Origin of the sequence: Micromonospora sp. NPDC003816 (assembly GCF_042874705.1) — a bacterium.
GTDB lineage: Bacteria > Actinomycetota > Actinomycetes > Mycobacteriales > Micromonosporaceae > Micromonospora.
On record NZ_JBIANP010000007.1, the window covers coordinates 274,346 to 299,895 of the forward strand.

The 25,550-nt window shown below is 70.9% G+C and carries 21 protein-coding genes; 17 read left to right on the forward strand and 4 right to left on the reverse strand.

Translation table 11 applies throughout. The features are described from left to right. Positions 1–32: 32 nt before the first annotated feature. The 9 genes from pgi to ACFYTT_RS23175 all read left to right on the forward strand — a co-directional run bounded on the left by pgi (position 33) and on the right by ACFYTT_RS23175 (position 9,605). Positions 33–1,667 carry a glucose-6-phosphate isomerase gene (gene pgi, locus ACFYTT_RS23135; RefSeq protein WP_176093876.1) on the forward strand — a complete coding sequence of 545 codons (1,635 nt, stop codon included), beginning with the start codon at positions 33–35 and terminating at the stop codon, positions 1,665–1,667. A 397-nt stretch (positions 1,668–2,064) separates the two neighbouring features. Continuing rightward, a complete protein-coding gene (locus ACFYTT_RS23140; RefSeq protein WP_176093875.1) occupies positions 2,065–2,718 on the forward strand; it encodes a class I SAM-dependent methyltransferase in 654 nt (217 codons plus the stop codon). 545 nt (positions 2,719–3,263) lie between these two features. Continuing rightward, positions 3,264–4,295, forward strand: coding sequence for an AAA family ATPase (locus ACFYTT_RS23145; RefSeq protein WP_387262139.1), 1,032 nt, complete (start codon positions 3,264–3,266; stop codon positions 4,293–4,295). Further along, positions 4,292–5,275, forward strand: coding sequence for a DUF58 domain-containing protein (locus ACFYTT_RS23150; RefSeq protein ID WP_387262076.1), 984 nt, complete (start codon positions 4,292–4,294; stop codon positions 5,273–5,275). The genes ACFYTT_RS23145 and ACFYTT_RS23150 overlap by 4 nt, the downstream gene beginning before the upstream one ends. Next, positions 5,272–6,222 (forward strand): VWA domain-containing protein, encoded by a 951-nt coding sequence (locus ACFYTT_RS23155; RefSeq protein ID WP_387262079.1) that lies wholly within the window; start codon positions 5,272–5,274, stop codon positions 6,220–6,222. Before ACFYTT_RS23150 ends, ACFYTT_RS23155 begins: the two co-directional genes overlap by 4 nt. A 20-nt stretch (positions 6,223–6,242) precedes the next feature. Next, on the forward strand, positions 6,243–7,178 hold the full coding sequence (locus ACFYTT_RS23160; protein ID WP_387262081.1) for a S1C family serine protease: 936 nt from the start codon (positions 6,243–6,245) through the stop codon (positions 7,176–7,178). A 7-nt stretch (positions 7,179–7,185) separates the two neighbouring features. Continuing rightward, positions 7,186–7,881 carry a response regulator transcription factor gene (locus ACFYTT_RS23165; RefSeq protein ID WP_357211848.1) on the forward strand — a complete coding sequence of 232 codons (696 nt, stop codon included), beginning with the start codon at positions 7,186–7,188 and terminating at the stop codon, positions 7,879–7,881. A 13-nt stretch (positions 7,882–7,894) separates the two neighbouring features. Further along, positions 7,895–9,100, forward strand: coding sequence for a sensor histidine kinase (locus ACFYTT_RS23170; RefSeq protein WP_387262085.1), 1,206 nt, complete (start codon positions 7,895–7,897; stop codon positions 9,098–9,100). Between the two features lie 205 nt (positions 9,101–9,305). After that, on the forward strand, positions 9,306–9,605 hold the full coding sequence (locus ACFYTT_RS23175; RefSeq protein WP_131057253.1) for a BON domain-containing protein: 300 nt from the start codon (positions 9,306–9,308) through the stop codon (positions 9,603–9,605). A 309-nt stretch (positions 9,606–9,914) separates the two neighbouring features. Here the strand turns inward: ACFYTT_RS23175 and ACFYTT_RS23180 are convergent, their stop codons facing one another. Continuing rightward, entirely contained in the window at positions 9,915–10,472 is a 558-nt protein-coding gene (locus tag ACFYTT_RS23180) for an STAS domain-containing protein (protein ID WP_131055733.1), read from the reverse strand. A 211-nt stretch (positions 10,473–10,683) separates the two neighbouring features. Between ACFYTT_RS23180 and ACFYTT_RS23185 the strand changes: the two genes are divergently transcribed. The 4 genes from ACFYTT_RS23185 (at position 10,684) to ACFYTT_RS23200 (ending at position 15,282) form a co-directional block, all read left to right on the forward strand. Beyond that, positions 10,684–11,790: an L-dopachrome tautomerase-related protein gene (locus ACFYTT_RS23185; RefSeq protein WP_387262088.1), complete on the forward strand. Its 1,107-nt coding sequence runs from the start codon at positions 10,684–10,686 to the stop codon at positions 11,788–11,790. 94 nt (positions 11,791–11,884) lie between these two features. Beyond that, positions 11,885–12,055, forward strand: coding sequence for a hypothetical protein (locus ACFYTT_RS23190; protein WP_162854384.1), 171 nt, complete (start codon positions 11,885–11,887; stop codon positions 12,053–12,055). Positions 12,056–12,241: 186 nt separating this feature from the next. Beyond that, a complete protein-coding gene (locus tag ACFYTT_RS23195; RefSeq protein WP_176093868.1) occupies positions 12,242–13,570 on the forward strand; it encodes a PHB depolymerase family esterase in 1,329 nt (442 codons plus the stop codon). A gap of 110 nt (positions 13,571–13,680) precedes the next feature. After that, positions 13,681–15,282 carry an RICIN domain-containing protein gene (locus tag ACFYTT_RS23200; RefSeq protein ID WP_387262091.1) on the forward strand — a complete coding sequence of 534 codons (1,602 nt, stop codon included), beginning with the start codon at positions 13,681–13,683 and terminating at the stop codon, positions 15,280–15,282. A gap of 117 nt (positions 15,283–15,399) precedes the next feature. On the opposite strand, the gene ACFYTT_RS23205 is transcribed toward ACFYTT_RS23200, so the two are convergent. From ACFYTT_RS23205 to ACFYTT_RS23215, 3 genes are all read right to left on the reverse strand, one after another. Continuing rightward, a complete protein-coding gene (locus tag ACFYTT_RS23205) occupies positions 15,400–16,818 on the reverse strand; it encodes an endo-1,4-beta-xylanase (RefSeq protein ID WP_387262094.1) in 1,419 nt (472 codons plus the stop codon). Positions 16,819–17,081: 263 nt separating this feature from the next. Further along, positions 17,082–18,125, reverse strand: coding sequence for an acetylxylan esterase (locus ACFYTT_RS23210; protein ID WP_387262097.1), 1,044 nt, complete (start codon positions 18,123–18,125; stop codon positions 17,082–17,084). Between the two features lie 20 nt (positions 18,126–18,145). Next, positions 18,146–19,174, reverse strand: coding sequence for a LacI family DNA-binding transcriptional regulator (locus ACFYTT_RS23215; RefSeq protein WP_176094304.1), 1,029 nt, complete (start codon positions 19,172–19,174; stop codon positions 18,146–18,148). A gap of 297 nt (positions 19,175–19,471) precedes the next feature. Between ACFYTT_RS23215 and ACFYTT_RS23220 the strand changes: the two genes are divergently transcribed. The 4 genes from ACFYTT_RS23220 to ACFYTT_RS23235 are packed head-to-tail and all read left to right on the forward strand — an operon-like array spanning position 19,472 to position 25,428. Continuing rightward, a complete protein-coding gene (locus tag ACFYTT_RS23220) occupies positions 19,472–21,850 on the forward strand; it encodes a glycoside hydrolase family 3 N-terminal domain-containing protein (RefSeq protein WP_176094305.1) in 2,379 nt (792 codons plus the stop codon). Further along, a complete protein-coding gene (locus ACFYTT_RS23225; RefSeq protein WP_176094306.1) occupies positions 21,847–22,824 on the forward strand; it encodes a sugar ABC transporter permease in 978 nt (325 codons plus the stop codon). The genes ACFYTT_RS23220 and ACFYTT_RS23225 overlap by 4 nt, the downstream gene beginning before the upstream one ends. Continuing rightward, positions 22,821–23,744 (forward strand): carbohydrate ABC transporter permease, encoded by a 924-nt coding sequence (locus ACFYTT_RS23230; RefSeq protein WP_131053697.1) that lies wholly within the window; start codon positions 22,821–22,823, stop codon positions 23,742–23,744. Before ACFYTT_RS23225 ends, ACFYTT_RS23230 begins: the two co-directional genes overlap by 4 nt. A gap of 43 nt (positions 23,745–23,787) precedes the next feature. After that, positions 23,788–25,428, forward strand: a complete 1,641-nt coding sequence (locus ACFYTT_RS23235) for an extracellular solute-binding protein (RefSeq protein ID WP_131053698.1) — start codon at positions 23,788–23,790, stop codon at positions 25,426–25,428. Positions 25,429–25,550 lie beyond the last annotated feature (122 nt).

Genomic DNA, 25,550 nt, shown 5'->3' on the forward strand with positions numbered 1-25,550 from the left:
CGCGCCTACCCTGCGAGGAGACGATCGATCCGATGGCTGCGGACGTCACCACCACCGACGAGTGGCAGGCCCTGCGCAAGCACGCCGACGAGATCCGCGCGACGCACCTGCGGGACCTGTTCGCCGGTGATCCCGACCGGGGCGAGCGGTTGACCGTCGAGGTGGCCGATCTCTACGTCGACTACAGCAAGAACCTGGTCACCGACGAGACCCTGGCCCTGCTGACCGCGCTGGCCGAGCGGGTCGGGCTCACCGACCGGATCGCCGCGATGTTCGCCGGAGCGCACATCAACGGCACCGAGGACCGGGCCGTCCTGCACACCGCGTTGCGGCTGCCCCGCGACGCCACGCTGACCGTGGACGGTCAGGACGTGGTGGCCGACGTGCACGCCGTCCGGCAGCGGATGGCCGACTTCGCCGACCAGGTGCGGTCCGGCCAGTGGCGCGGACACACCGGCGAGCGGATCCGCACCGTGGTCAACATCGGCATCGGCGGCTCCGACCTCGGACCGGTGATGGCGTACGAGGCGCTCAAGGCGTACCGCGACGCCGGCATCTCCTGCCGGTTCGTGTCGAACATCGACCCCACCGACATCCACGACACCACCGCCGACCTGGACCCGGCCAGCACGCTGTTCGTGATCGTGTCGAAGACCTTCTCCACCCAGGAGACCCTGGCCAACGCCCACCAGGCCCGACGCTGGCTGCTGGCCGGACTCGACGCGGGCGACGAGGCCGTGGCCCGGCACTTCGTCGCGGTCAGCACCAACGCCCAGCGGGTGACGGACTTCGGCATCGACCCGGCGAACATGTTCGGCTTCTGGGACTGGGTCGGCGGACGCTACTCGCTGCCGTCGGCGGTCGGCCTGTCGGTGATGCTCTCCATCGGCCCGGCGCGCTTCGACGAGATGCTGGCCGGCTACCACGCCATGGACGAGCACTTCCGCACCGCACCGCCGGCCCGCAACGCCCCGGTGCTGCTCGGCCTGCTGAACATCTGGTACGCCAACTTCCTCGGCGCGCAGACCCACGCGGTGCTGCCCTACTCGCAGTACCTGCACCGGTTCCCGGCCTACCTGCAACAGCTCACCATGGAGAGCAACGGCAAGTCGGTCCGCACCGACGGGCAGCCCGTGGCGTACGACACCGGCGAGATCTTCTGGGGCGAACCGGGCACCAACGGCCAGCACGCCTTCTATCAACTGCTGCACCAGGGCACCCGGCTGGTGCCGGCCGACTTCATCGGGTTCAGCGAGCCCAACCACGAGATCGGCGACATGCACGACCTGTTCATGTCGAACTTCTTCGCCCAGACCGCCGCGCTGGCCTTCGGCCGCACCGCCGAGCAGGTCGCGGCGGAAGGTACTCCGGCCGACCTCGTACCGCACAAGGTGATGGCGGGCAACCACCCCACCACCTCGATCACGGCCGACCGCCTCACCCCCGCGGCCCTCGGCCAACTGGTCGCCCTCTACGAGCACATCGTCCTCACCGAGGGCGCGATCTGGGACATCAACCCCTTCGACCAGTGGGGCGTGGAACTCGGCAAGGTGATGGCGAACCAGCTCGCTCCCCTGCTCACCGGCGACGGACCCGACCTGACGACGCTGGACAGCTCCACCGCCGCCCTCATCCGCCGCTACCGCACCCAGCGCAACCGCCTCTGACCCCTCCCCTAGCGCCTCGACGCTCGACGCGTTGATCAAGAGGTTTGGTTCACGGAACCCGCGCGTAGAGGACCAAAACCTCTTGATCAACACGGGCTGGCGCCACGAAACCCGCCGATCATGGAGTTGTGGCGGCGGCAAGTATGGATGTATTTGGACAAACCGGCGACCACAGCTCCATGATCGGCGGGGCGATGGGCGGGGCTGCGGCGGGGCGTGCACTTGGTCAGGTGGGGGTGTGGGGGATCAGGCCTACGGTGGTGGCCAGTCGGGCCACGTCGGCGGGGGCGGGGGTGCGATGGATGATCTCGGCGAGGAGGGTACGGGCGACGGGGCGACTGCGGACCTCGGCGGGTGCGCGACGGATCTCATCGTTCGTTGCTGATTGAATGCCATCGTGACCAAGGACTGGCTCCGGTGGCATCAGGATTACGACACCCCGAACTCGTCACTGGCACGCAGGCTGCACATCGTCCAGCGTGACCTTCGGCGGGCTCTGGCCGAAGCACCTCGCGATGAACGAGGCACCCGGCGGCTGATCAGCATCTGCGCTGGTGATGGGCGCGACGTGCTGCCGGTACTTGCCGAACATGACGGCGGACGCACAGTCGAGGCGCTACTCATCGAACGTGACCCGACATTGTCACAGCGCGCCCGTGCCGCGGCCATCGGTCTCGGCCTGCCCGGGATCGAAGTGCGAACCGCAGACGCTGGTGCGACGGATACCTACGTGGACGTCCAGCCCGCGCACCTACTCCTCTCGTGCGGCGTGTTCGGCAACATCACGTTCTACGACGTACGCCGGACCATCGCCATGTTGCACACCCTTGTCGTCGCCGATGGCATTGTGATTTGGACCCGAGGACGCGCCGACGACGGTCAGGACCCCAGCCACGACGTCCGCACCTGCTTTGCCGAGCACGGCTTCAGCGAAATGTCCTTCACCAGCCCCGCCAATGCCCGATTCCGGGTCGGCATGCACCGGCTCACCGCCCGCCCCGCTGCTGTTCCGCCGATGCCGCCCGCCACACAGATGTTCAGCTTTGTCTGACTGCCAGCGTCTCCTTGGCCGCCTGACGACCACTCGCGCGCTGGGATCAAGGTCGTGCTCGATCCTGGATCGAGTGGCTATCGGGGCGCTGGGATGCCACTCGATCCAGGATCGAGCGTGATCTTGACGGGGGTGAGCCACCCGCTCATCTGGTGAATCAGTTCGCGACCGGAGACGGCGTACATGTGTGGGTATTAGCCCTGTCGAGCTGAACCGTTTGTGCTGTCGCGCAAGGGCATCGCCGTGCGCGACGGCTAGCCGTCCCACAAAACGAACCGTCTGCGCCATCAGCTCGATAGCGCCCGCACACCCCACTCCACCTGCCCAGACGCTCTGTGCACCACACCACCGCGTCCACATGGCACCCCACAACTCGCCGAATCCGGTCCATCGGCCTGGCGGTGCCCGGCCTTCACGGTCGTCGTTCGGTTGGCTTTCGGGGGGCTCTGGCCCAATGGGTCAGGAGCGGGTACCCGGCCTCCCCCGCAGGTCGGGTACCCGCGTCCCTGACGCGACCGAGGAGCGAGTGCGTGACGACGACCGACATACGCGAATTCGACGTCATCGGCGAGCACGCCGGGGCGGCCCGACTGTTGGAACAGACCCTGTTCGAGGTGAAGCGGGTCATCGTCGGCCAGGACCGGCTGGTGGAGCGGCTGTTGACCGCACTGTTGGCCCGGGGGCACTGCCTGTTGGAGGGCGTACCCGGGGTGGCGAAGACGCTCGCCGCCGAGACCCTGGCCACGGCGGTGGGTGGCAGCTTCGCCCGGATCCAGTTCACCCCGGACCTGGTGCCGTCGGACATCCTCGGCACCCGGATCTATCGCCCGTCGACGGAGAGCTTCGACGTGGAACTGGGACCGGTGATGGCCAACCTGGTGCTCGCCGACGAGATCAACCGGGCTCCGGCGAAGGTGCAGTCGGCGCTGCTGGAGGTGATGGCCGAGGGGCACGTGTCGCTCGGTGGGCGGACCTATCCGGTGCCGACTCCGTTCCTGGTGCTGGCCACCCAGAACCCGATCGAGTCCGAGGGGGTGTACCAGCTCCCGGAGGCGCAGCGGGACCGGTTCCTGATGAAGGTGGTGGTCGACTACCCGACCGACGACGAGGAGCTGGGCATCCTCTATCGGATGGGCACCAGCACGCCGGCCGCCCGGCCGGTGCTGGACCCGGCCCGGCTCGCGGCGCTCCAGGCCCGGGCGCGGGAGGTGTTCGTCCATCATGCGTTGGCCGAGTACGTCGTCCGCCTGGTGCTGGCCACCCGGGACCCGCGCCGCTTCGGGTTGGCCGACGTGGCGGACCAGCTCGCGTACGGTGCCAGCCCCCGGGCCACGCTCGGCCTGGTCGCCGCGGCACGGGCGCTGGCCCTGCTGCGGGGCCGCGACTACGTCCTTCCCGCCGACGTGCGGGAGATCGCCGCCGACGTGCTGACCCACCGGCTGGTGCTCAGCTTCGACGCGGTCGCCGACGACGTGGACGCCGGTGAGCTGGTGCGGCGGATCGTGGAGGCGGTGCCGCCGCCGCAGATCGCCCCCGCGCAGGAGCAGCAGGGGCCCGGCCTGGGGGCGGCGGCGTGAACGCGCACACGACAAGTGTCGGGCGGCTCGCGCCGCAGCGTCGGTTGCGCCGGCTGGAGTTGACGATCAACCGCCGCCTGGACGGGCTGCTGCACGGCCAGCACCTGGGGCTACTGCCCGGTCCGGGCAGCGAGCCGGCGGGCAGCCGCGAGTACCGGGCCGGTGAGGACGAGGTCCGGCGGATGGACTGGTCGGTGACGGCGCGTACCGCCGTGCCGCACGTGCGGACCGTGGACGCGGACCGGGAGCTGACCACCTGGACGCTCGTGGACGCCACGCCCAGCATGGACTTCGGCACCGCCGAGCTGGAGAAGCGGGAACTGGCGGTGGCGGCCGTGGCCGCTGTCGGGTTCCTCACCGCCGGCACCGGCAACCGGCTCGGCGCGCATCTGCTCGGTGACGCCGGGGTACGCCGCTTCCCCGCCCGCACCGGACGCCACCACCTGATCAATCTGCTGCGGACGTTGATGGAGGTGCCCCGGGGGCGGCCCGCCACCCAGCCGGTGCCGCTGGCCGACGCGATCGACGGGCTGCGCCGTTCCGCCGGTCAGCGCGGTCTCGCCGTGGTGGTCTCCGACTTCCTCGACGGCCTGCCCGACGAGGGGATGGGCGGCGCGGACGGGCCGCCGCCGGACTGGGAGCGACCGCTGCGGCGGCTGGCCGCCCGGCACCAGGTGCTCGCGGTCGAGGTCCGCGACCCGCGCGAGCTGGAACTGCCCGACGTCGGCCTGATCACGCTCGTCGACCCGGAGAGCGGCCAGCGCCGCGAGGTGTCCACCGGCAGCCGCAAGCTGCGGGAGCGGTACGCGGCAGCCGCCGCCGCCCAGCGCCTGGCGGTGACCCGGGCGTTGCGTCGGGCCGGTGCGTCACACCTGCCGCTGAGCACCGACCGGGACTGGATCGCCGACATCGTCCGCCACGTCCACGCCCAACGACGGCTCGCCCGAGCCACCCGACCGGCTGGAGGGAGAAACGCGTGAGTTGGGAGTCCCCGGAAAGGTTGTGGCTGCTCGCCGGGGTGGTCGCGCTGGTCGTCGGCTACCTGGTGATGCAGCGGCGACGCAGCCGGTACGCGGTGCGGTTCACCAACCTGCGGCTGCTGGACAAGGTCGCGCCGGCCCGCCCGGCGTGGCGGCGACACGTGCCCGCCGGTCTGTTCATCGCCATGTTGGCGCTGCTGGTGGTCGGGTTCGCCCGGCCCACCGACGAGGTGCGCGTACCCCGTGAACGGGCCACCGTGATGGTCGCGGTGGACGTGTCCCGGTCCATGCTCGCCGACGACGTACCGCCGGATCGGTTGGTCGCGGCCAAGGACGCGGCCCGGGAGTTCGTCGCGGACCTGCCGGAGGAGTTCAACGTGGGGTTGGTGGCGTTCGCGGGCAGCGCCTCGGTGATGGTGCCGCCGACCGGTGACCGGGAGGTAATGGCGGCCGGTATCGACCGGCTCGACGAGGGCGTGACGGGCGTGCAGGGCACCGCGATCGGCGACGCCATCGACGCCTCGCTGGAGTCGATCCGCACGCTTGACGCGCAGGCGGTCGACGAGCCGCCGCCGGCCCGGGTGGTGATCCTCTCCGACGGGGCCAACACCACCGGGCGCAACCCGAGCTCGGCGGCGGGCGACGCGGTGGAGGCCGGGGTACCGGTCGACACCATCTCCTTCGGCACGCTCGACGGCCAGATCGGCGCGGGACAGCGCGTCCCGGTCGACGGGGAGACCCTGCGGGTCGTGTCGGAGCAGTCCGGGGGCGGCTACTACGAGGCGGGCAGCAGCGCCGAACTTCGCGAGGCGTACGCCGACATCGGCTCGTCGGTGGGCTACCGGATGGAGCGGCAGGACGTGTCGGCCCGGTTCATCGGTGGCGGGCTGGTGTTCGCGCTGCTGGCCGCGGCGGCGTCGATGCTCTGGTTCTCCCGCCTGCCGTGACGACTTCGAAGGGACAGTTCATGACGAGCACGATTCCGGGCCTCGGTGAGCCGCGCGGGCCGCGGTTCGTCTCCCCGAACCTGCATGGCGATGCCGCCACGGCGGGCGTACCGGGAGTCGCGTCGGCGCCGCCGGTCGTACCCGCCGTGCCGGGTGGGCCGGTCGGGCCGGACACGCCGCCGGACGTCTCCCCCGGCGGCGGCCCGTCCCGGTGGCCCCGGTTGTTGCTGGTCGGGTTGACGCTGGTGGCGGTCTCGGCGGGCGCCGGTGGCGTGGCCGGTCACCTCGCCGCCCGCGACGATCTGCCGGAGGCGGCGGAGGCCGCCGCGCCGCCGCTCGCCCTCGGCCCCGGGGGTGACCTGGTGGCCGCCGCCGACCGGGTGCTGGCCGGGGTGGTGTCGGTGCAGACCTCGTCCGGCGGGCGCGGTGCCTCCGGTTCCGGTTTCCTGATCGACGGTCGGGGGCATGTGGTCACCAACGACCACGTGGTGGCCCGGGGCGGCACGATCCAGGTGGTCGGTCAGGACGGCCGTCGGTTGACCGCGCGGTTGGTCGGCCGTGACCCGGGTACGGACATCGCCGTGCTACGTGTCGATCCGGGCAACGGGCTGCGCCCCCTGCCGCTCGCCCCCACCGGGCAGACTCGGGTGGGCGAACCGGTGCTCGCCGTCGGTTCGCCGCTGGGGCTCTCCGGCACGGTGACCGCCGGGATCGTCAGCGCGCTGGACCGCCCGGTCCGGCTCGGTGGCGGCAGCACCCGGCAACCGGCGGTGCAGACCGACGCGTCCATCAACCCCGGCAATTCGGGCGGGCCGTTGGTCAACGGGCGGGGCGAGGTGGTCGGGGTCAACACCGCCATCGCCACACTGGAGGGGGGCGGCAACATCGGGATCGGCTTCGCGGTCCCGATCGACCGCGCGTCGCAGGTGGCGCAGAGGCTGATCGCGAGAGGGTGACGGACAGATGCGGCTGCTCGTGGTGGAGGACGAGGAGGACCTGGCCGGCGCGTTGCGGCTCGGGCTGGTCCGCGCCGGTTACGCCGTCGACGTCGCGGTGGACGCGGCGCAGGCGTACGAGCTGCTGCTGGTCAACGCGTACGACCTGATGCTGTTGGACGTCAACCTGCCCGACGAGGACGGCTTCGCGGTGTGCCGGGCGATCCGCTCCGGCGCGGTCGAGGTCGCCGGTGGGCGGGACCTGCGCGTGTTGATGCTCACCGCCCGTGGCGCGCTCGGTGACCGGGTACGCGGGCTCGACGAGGGCGCGGACGACTACCTGGTGAAGCCGTTCGCCCTCGTCGAGCTGTTGGCGCGGGTGCGGGCCCTGTTGCGGCGGGACACCGGCGGCACCGGGGTGGTGCTGACCGTGGGGGCGTTGAGCCTGGACGTGGCGCGGCAGGAGGCCCGTCGGGGCGTACGGGAACTCCAGCTCACCCGCAAGGAGTTCGGGGTGCTGGAGTACCTGATGACGCATCCGGGCCGGGTGGTGCCCGCCGAGGAGCTGCTGGAGCACGTCTGGGACGCCAACGCCGACCCGTTCACCGAGACGGTCCGGGTCACCGTGGGTACGCTGCGGCGCAAACTCACCGGCACCGACACCGAGCCACCGATCGAGACGGTGATCGGGCGCGGCTACCGGTTGCGAGAGGTGGCGGCGTGAGCGAGGTGGCGGCGTGAGGCTGTTCCGGTCGATCCGGTTCCGGTTGACGGTGCTCTACTCGACGCTGTTGTTCGCGCTGGCCGGGGCGGGGCTGGCGGTGGCGTACGTGGCGGTGGACCGGGCGGTCGACCCGAAGCCGATCTCCAAACGGTACGAGGCGCAGCTCTACAAGCAGAAGGCCGACGGCCGGACGGTGGCCACCGGCACCACCATCGAGGTGGCCGAGGTGCAGCAGATAGAGGACGAGGTCAATCTGCGACTGTTGCAGACCGTCCGGGACTACTCGCTGATCGCGCTCGGTGGACTCTTCGTGGCGAGTCTCGGCATCGGGTGGGTGCTGTCGGGGCGGGCGTTGCGTCCGGTGGGCGCGATCGCGCGTACCGCCCGGGACATCCAGGCCACCGACCTGTCCCGCCGGATCCGGCTGGCCGGTCCCCGCGACGAGCTGCGGGATCTCGGCGACACCATCGACTCGATGCTGGATCGGCTGGACCACGCCTTCCACGCCCAACGTCAGCTCATCGACGACGCCTCACACGAGTTGCGCAGTCCGTTGGCGATCATCCGGGCGAACCTGGACGCCTCGCTGAACTCGCCGGAGGCCACCGAGCCGGAACGGACGGCGGCGGTGGCGACGATCGACCGGGCCACCACCCGGATGTCGCGGCTGGTGGAGGACCTGCTGGCCACCGCGCGCCGGGACGCCGACGCGATGGCCGACACCGACGTCGACCTGAGCGCGGTGGCACGCGAGGCGGGCGAGGACTTCGCCCCGCTGGCCGCCGGGCGCGGGCTGCGGCTGCGGTACGCGCTCGGCACCGACCTGGGGCTCATCGGCGACCCGGACGCCCTGCGTCGGGCGGCGGGCAACCTGCTCTCCAACGCGGTACGCCTCTCCCCGCTGGGCGGAGCCGTCCAGGTGGCGACAGGGCGTGCGGGCGGCTGGTTGTGGCTGGCGGTGGCGGACGAGGGACCGGGTATCGCCGAGGACGACCAGCGCCGGGTCTTCGACCGGTTCTGGCGCGGCGAGTCCGGGCGGGGCGAGCCGGGTGATCGGCGTACCGGACTCGGGCTGGCGATCGTGCGGCAGATCGTGGAGTCGCACGGCGGGCAGGCCGCGGTCTTCTCCCGGCCCGGAACGGGCAGCGTCTTCGTGTTGTGGTTGCCCGCCGCGGACCGGGCCGACGACACGCCGCCGCCGGTCACCTCACCGCTCTGACCTGGCCTTCCGCCGCACAGCCGCCGCGCCGGGACAGGCCCGACCGTCGGGCGCGGGCACCGGTCGGCGGCGGGCACCGGCAGGATCTGTCATGCAAATGTCATCCAACCGTGCGGTCCACTCCAAGGTCGTTGCGCAGTGTGGTGGTCGATCGGGACGGCGCCTCGCGTCGCCGGCGTCGACGACGAAGGAGACCGCTGTGGTGATGCCGTGGCCCTGGCCGATGCCGGACGACCACTCCTTCCGCGCGCTCTGGGACGAACCGCAGCATCACGACGAGGACGTCCGACTGGCCGCCCTGGTCGCCCAGCGGCTGAGCGCCGACTGGACCACCCGGCGGCAGCAGATCACCGTGATGGTGCAGAACAGCGTGGTGATCCTCACCGGGTTGGTCGGCAGCGCGGAGACCCGCCGCGCCGCCAGCGAGCTGGCCTGGGACGTCGAGGGTGTGCTGGACGTCTGCAACGCCCTGCGGCTGGCCAATACCAGGCGCAGCCGCCACTGAGCTCCGGCTCGCCCGTACCGCCAGGCACCGGTTGGTACGGGCGGGCCGGATCGGTTCGAGTCGCCTATCCCCGGCCGGGTCCCGCGGCCGGTCCGATCCCGGGCCCCTCCCCCAGGGCCCGGGATCGGGCGACACGATCACCCCGGCCCTGCGCCGACCGCCCCGCCCTCGCTCCCGCTACGGAGTCGAGGGCGGCGTCCGTTCCGGCCACCAGGGGGCCAGCGAATTCCGTCGGTCAGCGGGCCGGATCGGTGGTGGCGTCGGCCGGCGGCCGGCGGGCCTCAGGTGGCCTGCGGAGCCGGCCGGCGGTCAGCGGGCCGGGTCGGTGGCGTCGAGGCGGGCCAGCGCGTCGGCGCGGGTCTCGACGAGCGGGAAGACCTCGTCCAGGCGGGTGACCCGCAGCACCTGACGGATCAGCGGCGATCTCGCCGCGACACAGAGGGTCGCGCCACGCTCGGCGACGCGGTGGTGGGCCCGGACGAGCAGGCCCAGCGCGGTCGAGTCGATCAGGTCGGTGCGGCCGAGGTCGACCACCACGTGGCCGCCCATGTCGGTCGCGTGCCGCAACGCCAACTCCAGGGCGTCGCCGGTGTCGAGGTCGACGTCACCGGCGATGGTCACCACGGTCACGCCGTCGAGGTGCTCGATGCCGGTGACGCCTCCCGGTACGCCGTCGGGGGCCGGGCCGAGTCGGGTGCAGTGGGCGCATCGGTGCGGGCCGTCGGCGAGCGGGGAGCCGCTCCACCCGTGCTCGGAGAGCAGCGTCCACACCACCTCGCCGCCCGAGGGCGCACCCGACCCGGTGACGATGTCACCGCAGTTGTCGCAGGTCAGGGTGACCAGGTGGTCGTCCAGTGCAACGGCCATAGCGCGCTCCTTTCCACGTCAGAGGGGGTCGGCCCCACCCTGCCGCCGGCAGGTGGCGGGTACCGCGCGGACGCATGACGGTTGCGTGACGAATGGATTTCCGGCCGACGGCGGGTCGGATGGCTGACGCGAGGTGTCGAACCGCCTGACCGATTTGCAATGATTGATACAGAGAGATCAACCGATGCCGGTATCTTCCGGGAGGTCGCAGATGCGCAACGGAATACCCACCGACGAGCCGGTCGGCAAGCTGGACGTGGTGCACCGCTTCCGCGGCCCGATGCCGACCGGGGTCACCGTCTCGCACCGGGGACGAATCTTCGTCAACTTTCCCCGCTGGGGCGACGAGGTGCCCGCGACCGTGGTCGAGCTGCGACGCGGACGCGAGGTCCCCTATCCCGACCGGGCGTGGAACACCCCGTCCGGCAACGACGACACCTCGGCCTTCGTGTCCGTGCAGAGCGTCGTCGTCGACCCCGCCGACCGGCTCTGGGTGCTCGACACCGGCAGCCCGATGTTCCAACCGACCGAGCCGGGCGGGCCGAAACTGGTCCGGATCGACCTGCGTACCGACACCGTCGCCCAGGTGATCACGTTCCCGCCCGACGTGGCACTGCCCACCTCGTACCTCAACGACGTCCGCTTCGACCTGCGGCGCGGCGAGGCGGGCCTGGCGTACCTCACCGACTCGGCCGACGGGGCGCCGAACGCGCTGATCGTGGTCGACCTGGCCAGCGGCGAGTCCTGGCGGCGGCTCAACGACCATCCGTCGACCAAGGCCGCGCCGCTGGCGGACTTCCGCCCGGTGGTCGAGGGCCGCCCGTTCCTGGTCCGGCCGCCGGACGGCCCGCCCCAACCGGTGGGCGTCGGCGCGGACGGCATCGCCATCTCCGCCGACGGGGCCCGGCTCTACTACTGCGCCCTCGCCACCCGCCGCTGGTACAGCGTCGCCACCGACGCACTGGCCGACCGGCCCCTGACCGACGCGGCGGTGGCGGCGACCGTGATGGACGAGGGCGACAAGGGCGGCGGCGCCGACGGGCTGGAGTCCGACGACGCCGGACGCCTCTACCTGACCAACTACGAACACAACGCCGTGCTGCGCCGACGACCCGACGGCGAGTACGAGACCGTGGTGCACGACGCACGGCTGCTCTGGCCGGACACGCTCAGCGTGGCCACCGACCGGCACCTGTACGTGATCGCCAACCAGGTGCACCGGCAGCCGCCGTTCAACCGGGGACGGGACCTGCGACGCAAGCCGTACGCACTGTTCCGGACCCGGATCGACGCCGGTCCGGTGCTGTTGCGGCCCTGACCCCGTTCGGGTGGTCGGCGGCATCGCCGCACCTGGCGTGCCGTCGGCCGCCCGTAGCGTCGGGGAGCAACGCCCACGAGCGGAGGAGAGGGTCGTGACCGAGCCGGAGGAAGAACGCGAGAAGACCGCGAAGACCGACCAGGTGCTCTTCTCCCCCGACGGCGATCCGCACCACGACCCGGCGCAGGCGCCGCAACCCGACGAGCACCTGCCGTCGCTCTTCTCCCACGACGGCGAGACCGACGTGGTCGACGACGAGCAGTGAGCACGGGCACCCCGGTCAGGCGGCGCTGACAGTCCCGCGCCAGCCGGGACGGGTCGTGCGTCTTGCCAGCCGCCGCCCTGCCGACTGATAATCATCGATGTTCCTGAGCCGGACGACCACGGGCACCGGGCAGCCCTCGATCGGAACACCGCCCTGTCCGCACCCCCGTCCGGAGGACACGTCCCGATGAGAACGGCGATCAGACTGTGGTGCGCCGCCCTGGCGGCCATCGCGTTGACGGCGCTGGCCGCGCTGTCGGTCCCGACACCCGCTTCGGCAGCGACACTGACCGAGGTCACCAACTTCGGCACCAACCCGAGCAACCTGCGCATGTACCTCTACGTGCCCGACCGGGTCGCGCCCCGGCCGGGGCTGCTGGTCGCGGTGCACTACTGCACCGGAAGCGGACCGGCCCTGCACTCCGGCACCCAGTTCGCGGCACTGGCCGACCGGTATGGCTACATCGTCGTCTACCCGTCGGTGACCCGCAGCAGCCAGTGCTTCGACGTCTCCTCGCCGCAGGCGCTGCGCCGGGGTGGCGGCAGCGATCCGGTGGGCATCATGTCGATGGTGGACCACGTCCGGCAGCGCTACCCGGTCGACCCGGCACGGATCTTCGTCACCGGCGTCTCGTCCGGCGCGATGATGACCAATGTGCTGCTCGGGGTCTATCCGGACGTGTTCGCCGCCGGGGCGGCGTTCGCGGGCGTACCGTTCGGCTGCTTCGCCACCACCAACGGCTCGGAGTGGAACAGCGAGTGCGCCAACGGGCAGGTGACGCGTACCCCGCAGCAGTGGGGTGACCTGGTCCGCGCCGCGTACCCGGGCTACACCGGAGCACGACCGCGCATGCAGATCTGGCACGGCACCAACGACGACATCCTGCGGTATCCGAACTTCGGCGAGCAGGTCAAGCAGTGGACGAACGTGCACGGGGTGAGCCAGACCCCGACGACGACCGACAGTCCGCAGGCCGGCTACACCCGGACCCGGTACGGGGGCAGCGGCGGCACCGCGCCGGTCGAGGCGATCAGCATGCAGGGTGTGTCGCACAACCTGCCGGTCGACGCCGCCGGTGCGCTGCGGTTCTTCGGTCTGGACAGCACGCCGCCGACCACCACCCCGACGCCGACGATCACCCCCACCACCCCGCCGCCGACCCCGACCGTGCCGCCCAGCCCGACCGTGCCGCCGGGCGCGGGTTGCCGGGTGGGGTACACGGTCAACGCCTGGAACACCGGGCTGACCGCCTCGGTGACGATCACCAACACCGGCCCGACCACGGTCAACGGCTGGAGCCTGGCCTTCACGCTGCCCGGTGGTCAGAGCATCACCGGCGGCTGGAACGCCACCTACGCCCCGACCTCAGGCGCGGTGACCGCCCGTAACGCCGCCTACAACGGCACCATCGCGCCCAACGCCTCGGTGACCATCGGCTTCCAGGCCACCCACGGCGGCAACACCGCCGCACCGTCGGCCTTCACCCTCAACACCACGCCCTGCGCGATCGCCTGACCCGGACCGGCGTACCCCTCGCCACCCGGCGGCGCCCGCGCGGTTCACGGCCGCGCGGGCGTCGCCACGCCCTAGCCAACCACCACCGATCCCCACACCGGAGGAACCGCATGCTGCTCAGGACAACGAAGGGACGACCACGCCTCGGCCTGGTGGTCGTCGCCGCGCTGGTGCTCCTCGGCACCGCCGAGACGGTCGCCGCGCCGGCCGCACGGGCCGCCACCGTCGACCCCAACGCCACGTACGTGTTCGTCAACCGGCACAGCGGCAAGGCGATGGACGTGTGGAACTGGTCCACCGCCGACAACGCCCCGGTCAACCAGTTCACCCGCAACGACGCGGCGGTGCAGCAGTGGCGCTTCGTCGACGTGGGCAACGGCTACTACCAGATCCGCTCCGTGCACAGCGGCAAGGTCCTCGAACTGCCCAACGCCAACGACGGCGTCCAACTCGTGCAGAACGCGCCGGTCAGCGGCAACAACCGGCAGCACTTCCGGTTGGCCGACTCCGACAGCGGTTACGTCCGCTTCGTCAACCGACACTCCAACAAGGCGCTCGACGTGTGGGAGTGGTCCACCGCGGACGGCGGCATGATCTCGCAGTACCAGGACGTCGGCGGCACCAACCAGCAGTGGCAGTTGGCCGTCCTGGGCGGCTCCAGCGGCTGCGGCAGCGGCGCGTTCCAGGCGGAGGCCGTCCTGAACGGCGGCACCTGGACCGCCCGTAACGGCGGCAGCACGGTCTACACCGGCACCGACATGCGCGCCGCCGTCCAGGCGGCGGTGAACAGCCTCAGCGCCGGCCGGACCAGCAAGCAGCGGGTCGTGGTCCGGGGCTCCGGAACGATCAGCGCCGGGTCCCGCATCTCGCTGCCCAGCTACACCACGATCGACGTGTGCGGCACCATCAACGTCACCGGGTCCGGCACCGGCGACCAGGCCCCGATCTACTCCCGCGGCACCACCCAGGTCGAGGTGCAGAACCTCAGCGTCACCGGCGCCCCGTTGTACGGCATCTTCATGCGCAACGTCACCAACGTGATCCTCGGGCAGATCGACATGCGGCTCTCCGGCGGTCTGGGCGTCCGCATCGACAACCGGGGCGACACCAGCCAGTGGTCACGCAACATCCGCATCGACAACGTGTACGTCTCCGGCGCCCGGGCACACGCGGTCGAGACGTACGGGGTGGACGGGCTGACCATCGGCACGGTGACCGCCCGCAACGTCGGCGAGTCGGGCCTGCTGCTCAACGAGACCATCAACGCCACGGTGACCACCGTGGACGCGGAGAACGCCGGCACGGGTACCGGTTACGCCGCCTTCCGGGTCGCCAACCGCGCGGGTCGGATCGGCTCGTCGTACCCGATCAACATCCGGGTCGGTACGGTCCGCGCGCGCGGCGGCGGCCGGGGCGTCTTCTGCGTCTCGGAGTCCGGCGGCACGGCGATCAACCGGGTGGACATCGCCAACACCGGCAACAACGCCGTCCTGATCGAGAACTGCACCGGCGTGGACATCGCGGCGGGCGGCGGCACCATCAGCGGTGGCGGGGAGGTCCGCCTGGCGGCCCGTGCCGAGTTCCCCGGCAACCGGGACATCACCCTGCGGAACTTCACGCTGGCCAACAACCGGATCGTGGAGAACCCCTGTGCCACCAACCTGACCATCAGCAACGTCACGCTCTCCAACGCAAGCATCAGCCGCTGCTGACCCCCGCACACCGCGCCCGGCGCGCCGGGCGCGGTGTGCGGTGTGTGCGCGGTGTGCGGTGTTAGCAAGGGCCCCCTGCTATGCACGAGGCGTTAGCAGGGGGCCCTTCCTTTCATCTCAGCTGGCGGTGCAGGTGGGGGTGGCGGTCGGGCCGGTCCCGTTGCCCTGGAAGCCGAACTCGGTGGTGGTACCCGCGTTGACGGTTCCGTTGTAGCTGACGTTGCGGAAGGTCACGTTGCCGCTGGTGCCGCTGCCCTGGGCGTTCCAGGTGTTGGTCACCGTGCTGCCGCCGGGCAGCGCCACCGTCACCGACCAGCCGTTGAGGCTGCTGGAGCCGGCGGTGACCCGCACTGTGGCGACGAACCCGCCGGTCCAGGAGTTCAGCGACACGGTCGCGGTGCAGCCGGATCCGCCGGGCGGCGGGGTGGTCGGCGGCGGGGTCGTGGGCGGCGTGGTGGTCGGCGGCGTGGTGGTGGGCGGCGGGGTGGTGCCCGCGTTCAGGGCCTCCAGCGTCGAGTTGTACGCGGCCTTCTTGTTGCCGCTGCCGTCGAAGAGCAGCGGGGTGCCGTAGGAGCGCCACGAGTCGGTGTCCCGGATGCCCCACACCGTGATGCCGGTGCAGCGGGCGACCGCGAGGCAGTCGTTGACCACACTGCGGTAGGTGTTGGCCTGCGAGGTGCCGGAGCCCTCGATGTCCAGCTCGGTGATCTGCACGTCCACGCCGAGCGCGGCGAAGCTGGACAGCGTGGTGCGGTAGTTGCTGTTGTACGCCGACTGGGCGTTGAAGTGCGACTGGAACCCGACGCAGTCGATCGGTACGCCCCGGTTCTTGAAGTCCTGGACCATCCGGTAGACGGCCTGGGTCTTGGCCCAGTTCCAGTTGTCGGTGTTGTAGTCGTTGTAGCAGAGCTTCGCGCCCGGGTCCGCCGCCCGGGCGGCCCGGAACGCCGCCTCGATCCAGTCGTTACCGGTGCGCTGCAGGTTCGAGTCGCGCCGGGCGCCACTGTCACCGTCGGCGAACGCCTCGTTCACCACGTCCCAGGAATGGATCTTGCCCCGGTAGTAGGTCGCGACCCGGGTCACGTGGTTGAGCATGGCGTTACGCAACTGGGTGCCGGACATGTTCTGCATCCAGCCCGGCTGCTGCGAGTGCCAGGCCAGCGTGTGGCCCCGGACGGACATGCCGCGCGAGATGGCGTGGTTGACGATCCGGTCCGCGTTGGCGAAGTTGAACTGCCCCTGCTGCGGCTCCGTCGCGTCGATCTTCATCTCGTTCTCGGCCGTGACCGAGTTGAACTCGCGGTTCAGGATGCCGACGTAGGTGGAGTCGGAGAGCTTGTTCGCCGCCACGGCCGTGCCGAAGTAGCGGCCCTTCTCGGCGGCCGAGGCGCCCAGGGTGGTCGCGGCGCTCGCGCTGGAGGCCACCACCACGCTGGTGGAGATGAGGGCGAGACCGACGGCGGCCGCGACCAACGCGATGCGTGGCCGCAGTCGGGAAGCCGGACGCCCGCTGTTGCGGGCGAAGGCGTTGTTCATGGCATGAGCCTTTCGACGAAGCCGTGCTTGATGGAAGCCGGCCCCGACTACTGCCCAAACATGGTGGCTCCCGCCGTCTGCGCGGTTGCCCGTGAGCCGCGCCGGTCGGTGCCTGCAGCCCGCCACCATGAGTAGATCGAGGCTGTTGTATCGAAAACAGTATCGAAACACGTCGGAAAGCTCAACGCGCACCGACACACTTTCGGCCCTGCGGAATGGGAGCGCGGCGCGTCCCACAGCGGGATCACGCTGTGGCCAGGCCCTCAGCCGGTCCCGACCGACGTCTCCGGAAGTTTCGGTGCCCCGGGCCCGTCCACCGCCCCGGAGAACAGGTCGGCCAACCACCGCAGCTGACGGCGCACGTGGGTCGCGTCGCCGTGCTCGTGGCCGTTGAACGGGTACACGTGCATGCTCCGCTGCGGGGCGGGACCGCCGGTGGCGGCACCGTACTGGTTGTAGGCGGCGAAACCGGTGCTCGGCGGACAGACGGTGTCCCGCAGGCCGATCCCGAAGTGCGCTGGCGCCTGGGCCCGCCGGGCGAAGCTGACCCCGTCGACGTAGGACAGGGTGCGCCGCACCGCCGCCTCCGCCTCCCGGTGCACCGCGAGGTAGGTGACGATGTCGCCGTACGGGCCGGCGTCGGTGATCTCGATGGCCCGCTGCACGTGACACAGGAACGGCGCGGAGGTGACCAGCGCGGCGAGGTCGGGCACCAGACCGGCGACGGCCAGCGCCAGTCCCCCGCCCTGGCTGTTGCCGGCGGCGACCGTCCGCGCCGGGTCGGCGCCGGGCAGGGCACGGGCGGCGTGCACGGCCCGGACCGCGTCGGTGACGAGCCGGCGGTAGTAGTAGCCCTCCGGCGCCAGGATGCCCCGGGTCACCGGCGTCGGCCCGCCGGGCGTCGCGCCGTGCGGGTCGGGCGTGTCACCCAGGCCGTAGAGGCCGGACTGGCCCCGGGCGTCCATCAGCAGGTGCGCGTACCCGGCCACCGGCCAGGTCAGCCGCTCGTGCGGCAGGCCCCGGCCACGCCCGTAGCCGACGTACTCCACCACCACCGGCAGCGGTCCGTCCACCCCGGAGGGGCGGGTGTACCAGGCCCGGACCGGCTCCCCGGCGAACCCGGCGAACGTGACGTCCCAGCTGTCGACGAGACGAAGGTCGGTCGGCTCGGGCCGGACGTCGATGAGCACCGGTGTCGCCGCCGACGCGTGCAGGGTGTCCTGCCAGAAGGCGTCGAAGTCGGCGGGCTCCGGCACGGCCGGGGCATACCGTCGCAGGTCGTCCAGGGGCAGGTCGAACAGGGGCATGGCACCTCGCAGCAGGTCGCTCAGGTGGGTGGAGGGGCGGTGCTCTCGCGGATCATCAACTCGGCGACCAGGTCGATGCGGCTGGTCGGCAGCGCGACCCCGTTCGCGAGGTCGAGCAGCATCTGGGTCGCCGTACCGGCCATGTCGCGCAGCGGCTGGTGGACGGTGGTGAGCGCGGGTCCGATCCAGGCCGACATGGGCAGGTTGTCGTAGCCGACCACGGAGAGGTCCCCGGGCACGTCCAGGCCGAGTTGCCGGGCGGCGCGCAGCACCCCCATCGCCTGGAGGTCGGACCCGGCGAAGACGGCCGTCGGGCGGTCCGGGCGATCGAGCAACTGCATGCCGTGGGTGTAGCCGGCGTCGACGTGGAAGTTGCCGAAGCGGACCAGGTCGGGTGCGACGGGTACGCCCATCTCCTCGTGCGCGCAGCGGAACCCCGCCGTCCGCGCCCGCGCGCAGAGCACGTCCTGCGGACCGGAGATGACCGCGACCCGCCGGTGACCGAGCTCCAACAGGTGACGGGTGGCCAGCAGGCCACCGTTCCAGTTGTTCGAGCCGACCGCCGGCACCGAGGCGGCGCTGGCGCTGTCGTTGTCGATCACCACCACCGGGATCGACTGCCGGTCGAACCGTCGTCGCTGCTGGTCGGTCAGGTTGCACATGACCAGCAGCACGCCGAGCGGGCGCCGGGCGAGCACCGCGTCCACCCAGGACTGCGGCGGTCGACGTGCCCCGCCGAGCTGGGAGAGCACCAGGTTCACCGGAGGCAGGGCGGCGACGGCCTCGACACCACGGATGATCTCCAGGGCCCAGTCCGAACCGAACTCGTGGAACACCAGCTCGATCTGTCCCGCACCCGGGGACCGTCGGGCGCGGCGACGATACCGGTGTCGCTCCAGACTGGCCTCGACCCGCGCCCTGGTGCCGGCAGCCACGTCGGACCGGCCGTTGAGAACCTTCGAGACGGTCGCCGCCGAGACCCCCACCTCCCGGGCGATGGTCGCGATGGTGGTGGGGCCGAGCACGTCCGGCGATCGGTTCTCCGTCATACCGACCCTCTGCAACGATCCCGAAAATTTCGGGGAACCATAGCACGGGATCCCTCCCCTGGCGACGACGACAGTCGATATGGCGGGAGCGTGCACGAAGGTCCGGAAATCGCTTGCCTGCCCTGTGGGAACCGTGTGGGCAGTCGGTTCGTGAGCCCTTGACACGCTCCATCGACACCCATAGGTTCCCGACACAGGTGACGAACTGGTTTCCGAAACTATCGAGAATCGCCGTCCGCAGCGGCGTCCGTGTGGCCTGCCGGAACGACCTGCCCCGGTGCGGCCAGAGGGGTTCGCATGACGAGTCAGCTACCTGTCGACGATCGATTGACGTCACCGGACGACGATCGGTGGCGCGACCCGACGCGGCGCCCCGACGAGCGGGCCGACGCGCTCATCCCGCTGATGTCGCTGGAGGAGAAGGTCGCCCAGTTGGTCGGCCTCTGGGTCGGCGCCGACGCCTCCGGCGAGGGTGTCGCGCCCCACCAGACCGACATGGTCGAGCACACTCCGCCCTGGCCCGAGGCGATCCGGTACGGCCTGGGGCAGCTGACCCGACCCTTCGGCACCGCACCGGTCGATCCGGTCCTCGGCGCCCGGTCGCTGGCCGCCAGCCAGGCGCAGATCGTGGCGGCGAGCCGCTTCGGCATCCCGGCGCAGGTGCACGAGGAGTGCCTGACCGGCTTCGCCGCCTGGCGGGCCACCGTCTACCCGGCACCACTGAGCTGGGGCGCCGCCTTCGACCCGGAACTGGTCGAGGAGATGGCCGACCGGATCGGACGGTCCATGCGGGCGGCCGGCATCCACCAGGGACTCGCCCCGGTGCTCGACGTGACCCGCGACTACCGGTGGGGACGCACCGAGGAGACCATCGGCGAGGACCCGTACCTCGTCGGGACCACCGGCGCGGCGTACGTACGGGGGTTGGAACGGGCCGGGGTGGTGGCGACCCTCAAGCACTTCGCCGGCTACTCGGCCTCCCGGGGCGGGCGGAACCTGGCGCCGGTGCCGATGGGCCGCCGGGAACTCGCCGACGTGATCCTGCCGCCGTTCGAGATGGCGTTGCGGCTCGGTGGCGCCCGCTCGGTGATGCACTCCTACGCCGAGATCGACGGGGTGCCGGTGGCCGCCGACGAGGAGCTGCTCACCGGAGTGCTGCGCGACCGGTGGGGCTTCGCCGGGGTCCTCGTCGCCGACTACTTCGCGGTCCGCTTCCTGCAGAGCCTGCACGGGGTGGCCGCCGACGCCGGGGAGGCCGCCGGTCTCGCGTTGCGCGCCGGCATCGACGTGGAACTGCCCACCGTGGACGCCTACGGCCCCCCGCTGGTGGCGGCGGTCCGGTCCGGTGCCGTTGCGGAGACGCTCGTCGACCGCGCGCTGCGCCGGGTCCTGATCCAGAAGATCGAGTTGGGGCTGCTCGACGAGGGCTGGCAGGAACTGCCCGCCGACGTCGACGAACTACGCCTGGACGACGAGGCCGGCCGGTCCGTCGCGCTGCGGCTGGCCCGCCAGTCCGTCGTCCTGCTGCGCAACTCCGACGGCGCGCTGCCGCTCGCCGCCGACCGGCAGGTGGCCCTGATCGGCCCGGTGGCCGACGACCCGATGGCGATGCTCGGCTGCTACTCGTTCCCGCTGCACGTGGGCGTGCACCATCCGGAGCACGGCGTGGGGGTCGAGATCCCGTCGCTGCGCACGGCCCTCCAGCAGCGCCACCCCCGCCTGACGTACCACCCGGGGACCGCCGTCACCGGCGACGACACCTCCGGCATCGCCGCGGCGGTCCAGGCCGCCACCGAGGCCGACGTCTGCGTCCTGGCGGTCGGCGACCGGGCGGGCATGTTCGGCCGGGGCACCTCCGGCGAGGGTTGCGACGCCGTCGACCTCGACCTGCCCGGCGTCCAGGCCGAACTGGTCCGCGCGGTGCTGGCCACCGGTACGCCGGTGGTGCTGGTGGTGCTCTCCGGCCGGCCGTACGCGCTCGGCGCGCAGGTGGCCGACGCCGCCGCCGTCGTGCAGGCGTTCTTCCCCGGCCAGCTCGGCGGTCAGGCGCTGGCCGAGGTGCTCACCGGTGAGGTCGACCCGTCCGGACGGCTGCCGGTCAGCGTCCCCCGGCACGGCGGGGGCCTGCCCGGCACGTACCTCTCCCCGCCGCTCGGCCACCGGACGCAGGTGTCGTCGGTGGACCCGACGCCCGCGTTCCCGTTCGGGCACGGCCTGAGCTACACCACCTTCGAGTGGGACGACGCGGCGGTGACCGACCCCGGGGACAGCGGTCCCACGCCGTGGCCGGTCGACGGCACCGCCACGGTCGGCGTCACGGTCCGCAACACCGGAGCGCGGGACGGCACCGAGGTGGTCCAGCTCTACCTGCACGATCCGGTGGCGCAGACCACCAGACCGGTGGTCCGCCTGGTCGGGTACGCGCGGGTGCCGCTACGACCGGGCGAGGCGGCCCGGGTCACCTTCGAGGTTCCCGCCGACGTCACCTCCTTCACCGGGCTGCACGGCCGGCGGGTGGTGGAACCCGGTGACGTCGAGCTGCGGCTGGCCCGGTCCAGCGGCGACCCGGTGGCGCGGCTGGCGCTGCGGCTGGTGGGCGCCGAACGCGAGGTCGGCACCGACCGGGAACTGGTCTCCCGCGCTTACGTCACGCCCGCCACCCAGGGCCGGCGATGAGTGCCCCGGCCTCGGTGACGGCACCAGCCCCCGACCCACCGACGCGCCCACCCGGCACCCCGCGCCCGACCCGGCGCACGTGGCGGCGGGCGCTGCGCCGGGACTGGCAGCTCTATTCGCTGGCGATCCTGCCGCTGCTGTTCTTCCTGATCTTCCGGTACCTGCCGATGCTGGGCAACGTGATCGCCTTCCGCCGGTTCCAGCCCGGCGGGAGCATCTTCGGCGAGTACTGGGTCGGCCTGCGGTACGTGAAGATGTTCCTGGCCGACCCGACGTTCTGGAACGTCTTCACCAACACGCTGGTGCTGGGCGGGTTGACCCTGCTGTTCTGCTTCCCGCTGCCGATCGTGCTGGCGCTGCTGCTCAACGAGGTCCGGGCCCGCCGGCTCAAGCGGTTCGTGCAGTCCGTGTCGTACCTGCCGCACTTTCTGTCGATCGTGATCGTGGCCGCCATGGTGATGCAGTTGCTCTCCATGGACGGCACCGTGAACTCACTGGTCACGTCCGCCGGCGGCGAGGCGGTGCCGTTCCTGCAACGCCCCGAGTGGTTCCGGACCATCTACATCTCGTCCGAGGTCTGGCAGACCGTCGGCTGGGGCACCATCCTCTATCTGGCCGCGCTGACCACCATCGACGAGGACCTGTACGAGGCGTCCCGCATCGACGGCGCGAACCGCTGGCGACAGACCTGGCACGTCACGCTGCCGGGGATCCGGCCGACCATGGTGACGTTGCTGATCCTCAACATCGGCACGTTCATGGCGGTCGGGTTCGAGAAGATCCTGCTGCTGTACAACCCGCTCACCTACCCGACCGCCGACGTGATCTCCACGTACCTGTTCCGGATGGGCTTCGGGTCCAGCAACTTCAGCTACGCCGCCGCGATCGGTCTGTTCGAGGCCGTGATCGGGCTGATCCTGGTGCTGTCGGCGAACCTGATCGCCCGTCGCACGGTGGGGACGAGCCTGTGGTGACCGTCGACTCCACCACCGCCCGGTCCCGTCCCCGCCGCCGACGGGGCATCCGGCAGAGCCGGGGCTACCGGGCGTTCCAGGTGGCCAACGCGATCGTGTTGACCCTGGTCGTGCTGGTGACGCTCTATCCGTTCGTCAACATCGTGGCCCGCTCGCTGAGCAGTGAGGCGTTCATCATCGCGGGCGAGGTGAACCTGGTGCCGCGCGGGTTCACCGTCGACACGTACCGCCTGGTGTTGTCCGACTCGCTGTTCTGGACGAACTACCGCAACACCCTGGTCTACACGGTGACCGCCACGCTGATCTCGATCGTGCTCACCACCTGCTACGCGTACGTGCTGTCCAAGAAGGACCTGAAGGGACGCGGCGCGCTGGTCGGCATCGCGGTGTTCACGATGTTCTTCTCCGGCGGTCTGATCCCCAACTACGTGCTGGTCACCAGCCTCGGCCTGAAGAACAGCGTCTGGGCCATCGCGCTGCCCAACGCGATCAACGTGTTCAACCTGCTGGTGATGAAGGCGTTCTTCGAGAGCCTGCCGAACGACCTGGAGGAGGCCGCCGCCGTCGACGGGCTGAACACGTACGGCATCCTGCTGCGGATCGTGCTCCCGCTGTCGAAGGCCATCGTCGCCACCATGGTGCTGTTCTACGCGGTGGCCTTCTGGAACTCGTGGTTCGCCGCCTTCCTCTACATGGACCAGCAGGAGCTGTGGCCGGTCACCGTGTACCTGCGCAACCTGATCGCCGGTGCCACCGGCGCCGAGAACGTCGGCGCGATCGCCGAGGCCAACGAGGTGCAGGCCGAGGCGACCCTCAAGTCCGTGACCATCGTGCTCACCACCCTGCCCATCCTCCTGGTCTATCCCTTCGTCCAGCGGTACTTCGTCCGGGGCATCATGCTCGGCGCGGTCAAGGGCTGACCAGCGGTTCCATCCCCGCTCCCACCACACCGAAAGGACCGCCATGTTCCGCAGATCGTGGCGACAGGTGGCGATTGCCGCTGCCGCCCTGCTCACCGCCTCCACCCTCGTCGCCTGTGGTGACGACCCGTCCGACAACCAGGACCTGTCGGAGAACCGGGCCGGGGCGATGGAGAACTACGCGGTCGGTACGCAGTTCAAGGCCACCGACCCGATCTCCTTCTCCGTCCTCTACAACAACCACCCGAACTACCCGTTGAAGAACGACTGGCTGTTCTGGTCCGAGCTGACGTCCCGGACGAACGTCACGCTGGAACCGGTCGCGGTGCCGCTGAGCGACTACAACCAGAAGCGCAGCCTGCTGATCGGTGCCGGCGACGCACCTCTGCTGATCCCCAAGACGTACCCGCCGGACGTGAACACGTTCGTCTCCTCCGGGGCGATCCTGCCGGTCAGCGACTACCTCGATCTGATGCCGAACCTCAAGGAGAAGATCGAGAAGTGGAACCTCCAGCCTGAGATCGACACGCTCCGCCAGCAGGACGGCAAGTTCTATCTGCTGCCCGGTCTACACGAGAAGCCGTGGCACGACTACTCGCTGGCGATGCGCACCGACATCCTGGAGGAGCTGAACCTGGAGGTCCCGAAGACCTGGGACGAGCTCTACACCGTGCTCAAGGCGATGAAGGCCGCGTACCCGGACGTCTACCCGTTCTCCGACCGGTGGAGCCAGCCCAACCCGGCCGGCAACCTGCTCAACCTGCTGGCCGTCACGCACGGGCTGGACGGTGCCGGCTGGAACTTCCAGCACATGAGCTGGAACGCGCAGGCGCAGAAGTTCGAGTACACCGGCGCCACCGAGCACTACCGGCACGTGCTGGAGTACCTCAACAAGCTGGTCGCCGAGAAGCTGCTCGACCCGGAGAGCTTCACCCAGACCGACGACGCCGCCCGGCAGAAGCTCGCCAACGGCAAGTCCTTCGTAATCAGCGCGAACGCCCAGGCCGTCGTGAACGACTACCGGCCGGACCTGGCGGCGACCAACCCGAAGGCAAAGATCGCCAAGATCCCGCTGCTGGTCGGGCCGGCCGGTGAGATCAACCCCTCCAGCCGGCTGGAGAACGGCATGATGATCTCGTCGAAGGCGCGGGACAGCAAGAACTTCGTGGCCATGATGCAGTTCGTCGACTGGCTCTGGTATTCCGACGCCGGCCAGGAGTTCGCCAAGTGGGGCGTGGAGGGCACCACCTTCGTCAAGGACGCCTCCGGCAAGCCCACGCTGGCACCCGACGTCAACGTCATCGGCCTCAACCCGAGCGCGCCCAAGCACCTGCAGAAGGACTTCGGCTTCTACAACGGCGTGTTCGCCTACGGTGGCAAGCCCGAGCTGGTCCAGGCGTTCTTCTCCCCCGAGGAGCAGGAGTTCCAGCAGGTGATGAACGCCCGCGCGCCGAAGTCACCGCCGCCGCCGTACCCGCTCAACGACGAGGAACGCGAGCAGGTGTCGCTCTGGGAGACGCCGCTGCGTGACCACGTCTACCAGGCCACCCTCCAGTTCATCCTCGGCCAACGGGACCTCGGCCAGTGGGACGCCTACCTGGCGGAGCTGAAGGCCAAGAACATGGACGCGTACGTGGAGCTGGCGAACAAGGCGCACGCGCGCTACAAGGAGGCGAACGGCTGACCCCGGGGCCGGTCCGATCGTGTCGGTGCGATCGGACCGGCCACTTTCCCGCCCCGCCCCCGCGAGCTCCCGAGGACCAGGATGCGCACCGTTGTCGACCACACCGCGCCCTGCGGGAACGC

Coding starts and splice junctions, on each gene's coding strand:
- ACFYTT_RS23195 (WP_176093868.1), top strand. CDS start 12,242: ATGAGAACGGCGATCAGACTGTGGTGCGCCGCCCTGGCGGCCATCGCG.
- ACFYTT_RS23205 (WP_387262094.1), bottom strand. CDS start 16,818: ATGAACAACGCCTTCGCCCGCAACAGCGGGCGTCCGGCTTCCCGACTG.
- ACFYTT_RS23185 (WP_387262088.1), top strand. CDS start 10,684: ATGCGCAACGGAATACCCACCGACGAGCCGGTCGGCAAGCTGGACGTG.
- ACFYTT_RS23200 (WP_387262091.1), top strand. CDS start 13,681: ATGCTGCTCAGGACAACGAAGGGACGACCACGCCTCGGCCTGGTGGTC.
- ACFYTT_RS23235 (WP_131053698.1), top strand. CDS start 23,788: ATGTTCCGCAGATCGTGGCGACAGGTGGCGATTGCCGCTGCCGCCCTG.
- ACFYTT_RS23175 (WP_131057253.1), top strand. CDS start 9,306: ATGCCGTGGCCCTGGCCGATGCCGGACGACCACTCCTTCCGCGCGCTC.
- ACFYTT_RS23220 (WP_176094305.1), top strand. CDS start 19,472: ATGACGAGTCAGCTACCTGTCGACGATCGATTGACGTCACCGGACGAC.
- ACFYTT_RS23225 (WP_176094306.1), top strand. CDS start 21,847: ATGAGTGCCCCGGCCTCGGTGACGGCACCAGCCCCCGACCCACCGACG.
- ACFYTT_RS23160 (WP_387262081.1), top strand. CDS start 6,243: ATGACGAGCACGATTCCGGGCCTCGGTGAGCCGCGCGGGCCGCGGTTC.
- ACFYTT_RS23215 (WP_176094304.1), bottom strand. CDS start 19,174: ATGACGGAGAACCGATCGCCGGACGTGCTCGGCCCCACCACCATCGCG.
- pgi (WP_176093876.1), top strand. CDS start 33: ATGGCTGCGGACGTCACCACCACCGACGAGTGGCAGGCCCTGCGCAAG.
- ACFYTT_RS23180 (WP_131055733.1), bottom strand. CDS start 10,472: ATGGCCGTTGCACTGGACGACCACCTGGTCACCCTGACCTGCGACAAC.
- ACFYTT_RS23165 (WP_357211848.1), top strand. CDS start 7,186: ATGCGGCTGCTCGTGGTGGAGGACGAGGAGGACCTGGCCGGCGCGTTG.
- ACFYTT_RS23210 (WP_387262097.1), bottom strand. CDS start 18,125: ATGCCCCTGTTCGACCTGCCCCTGGACGACCTGCGACGGTATGCCCCG.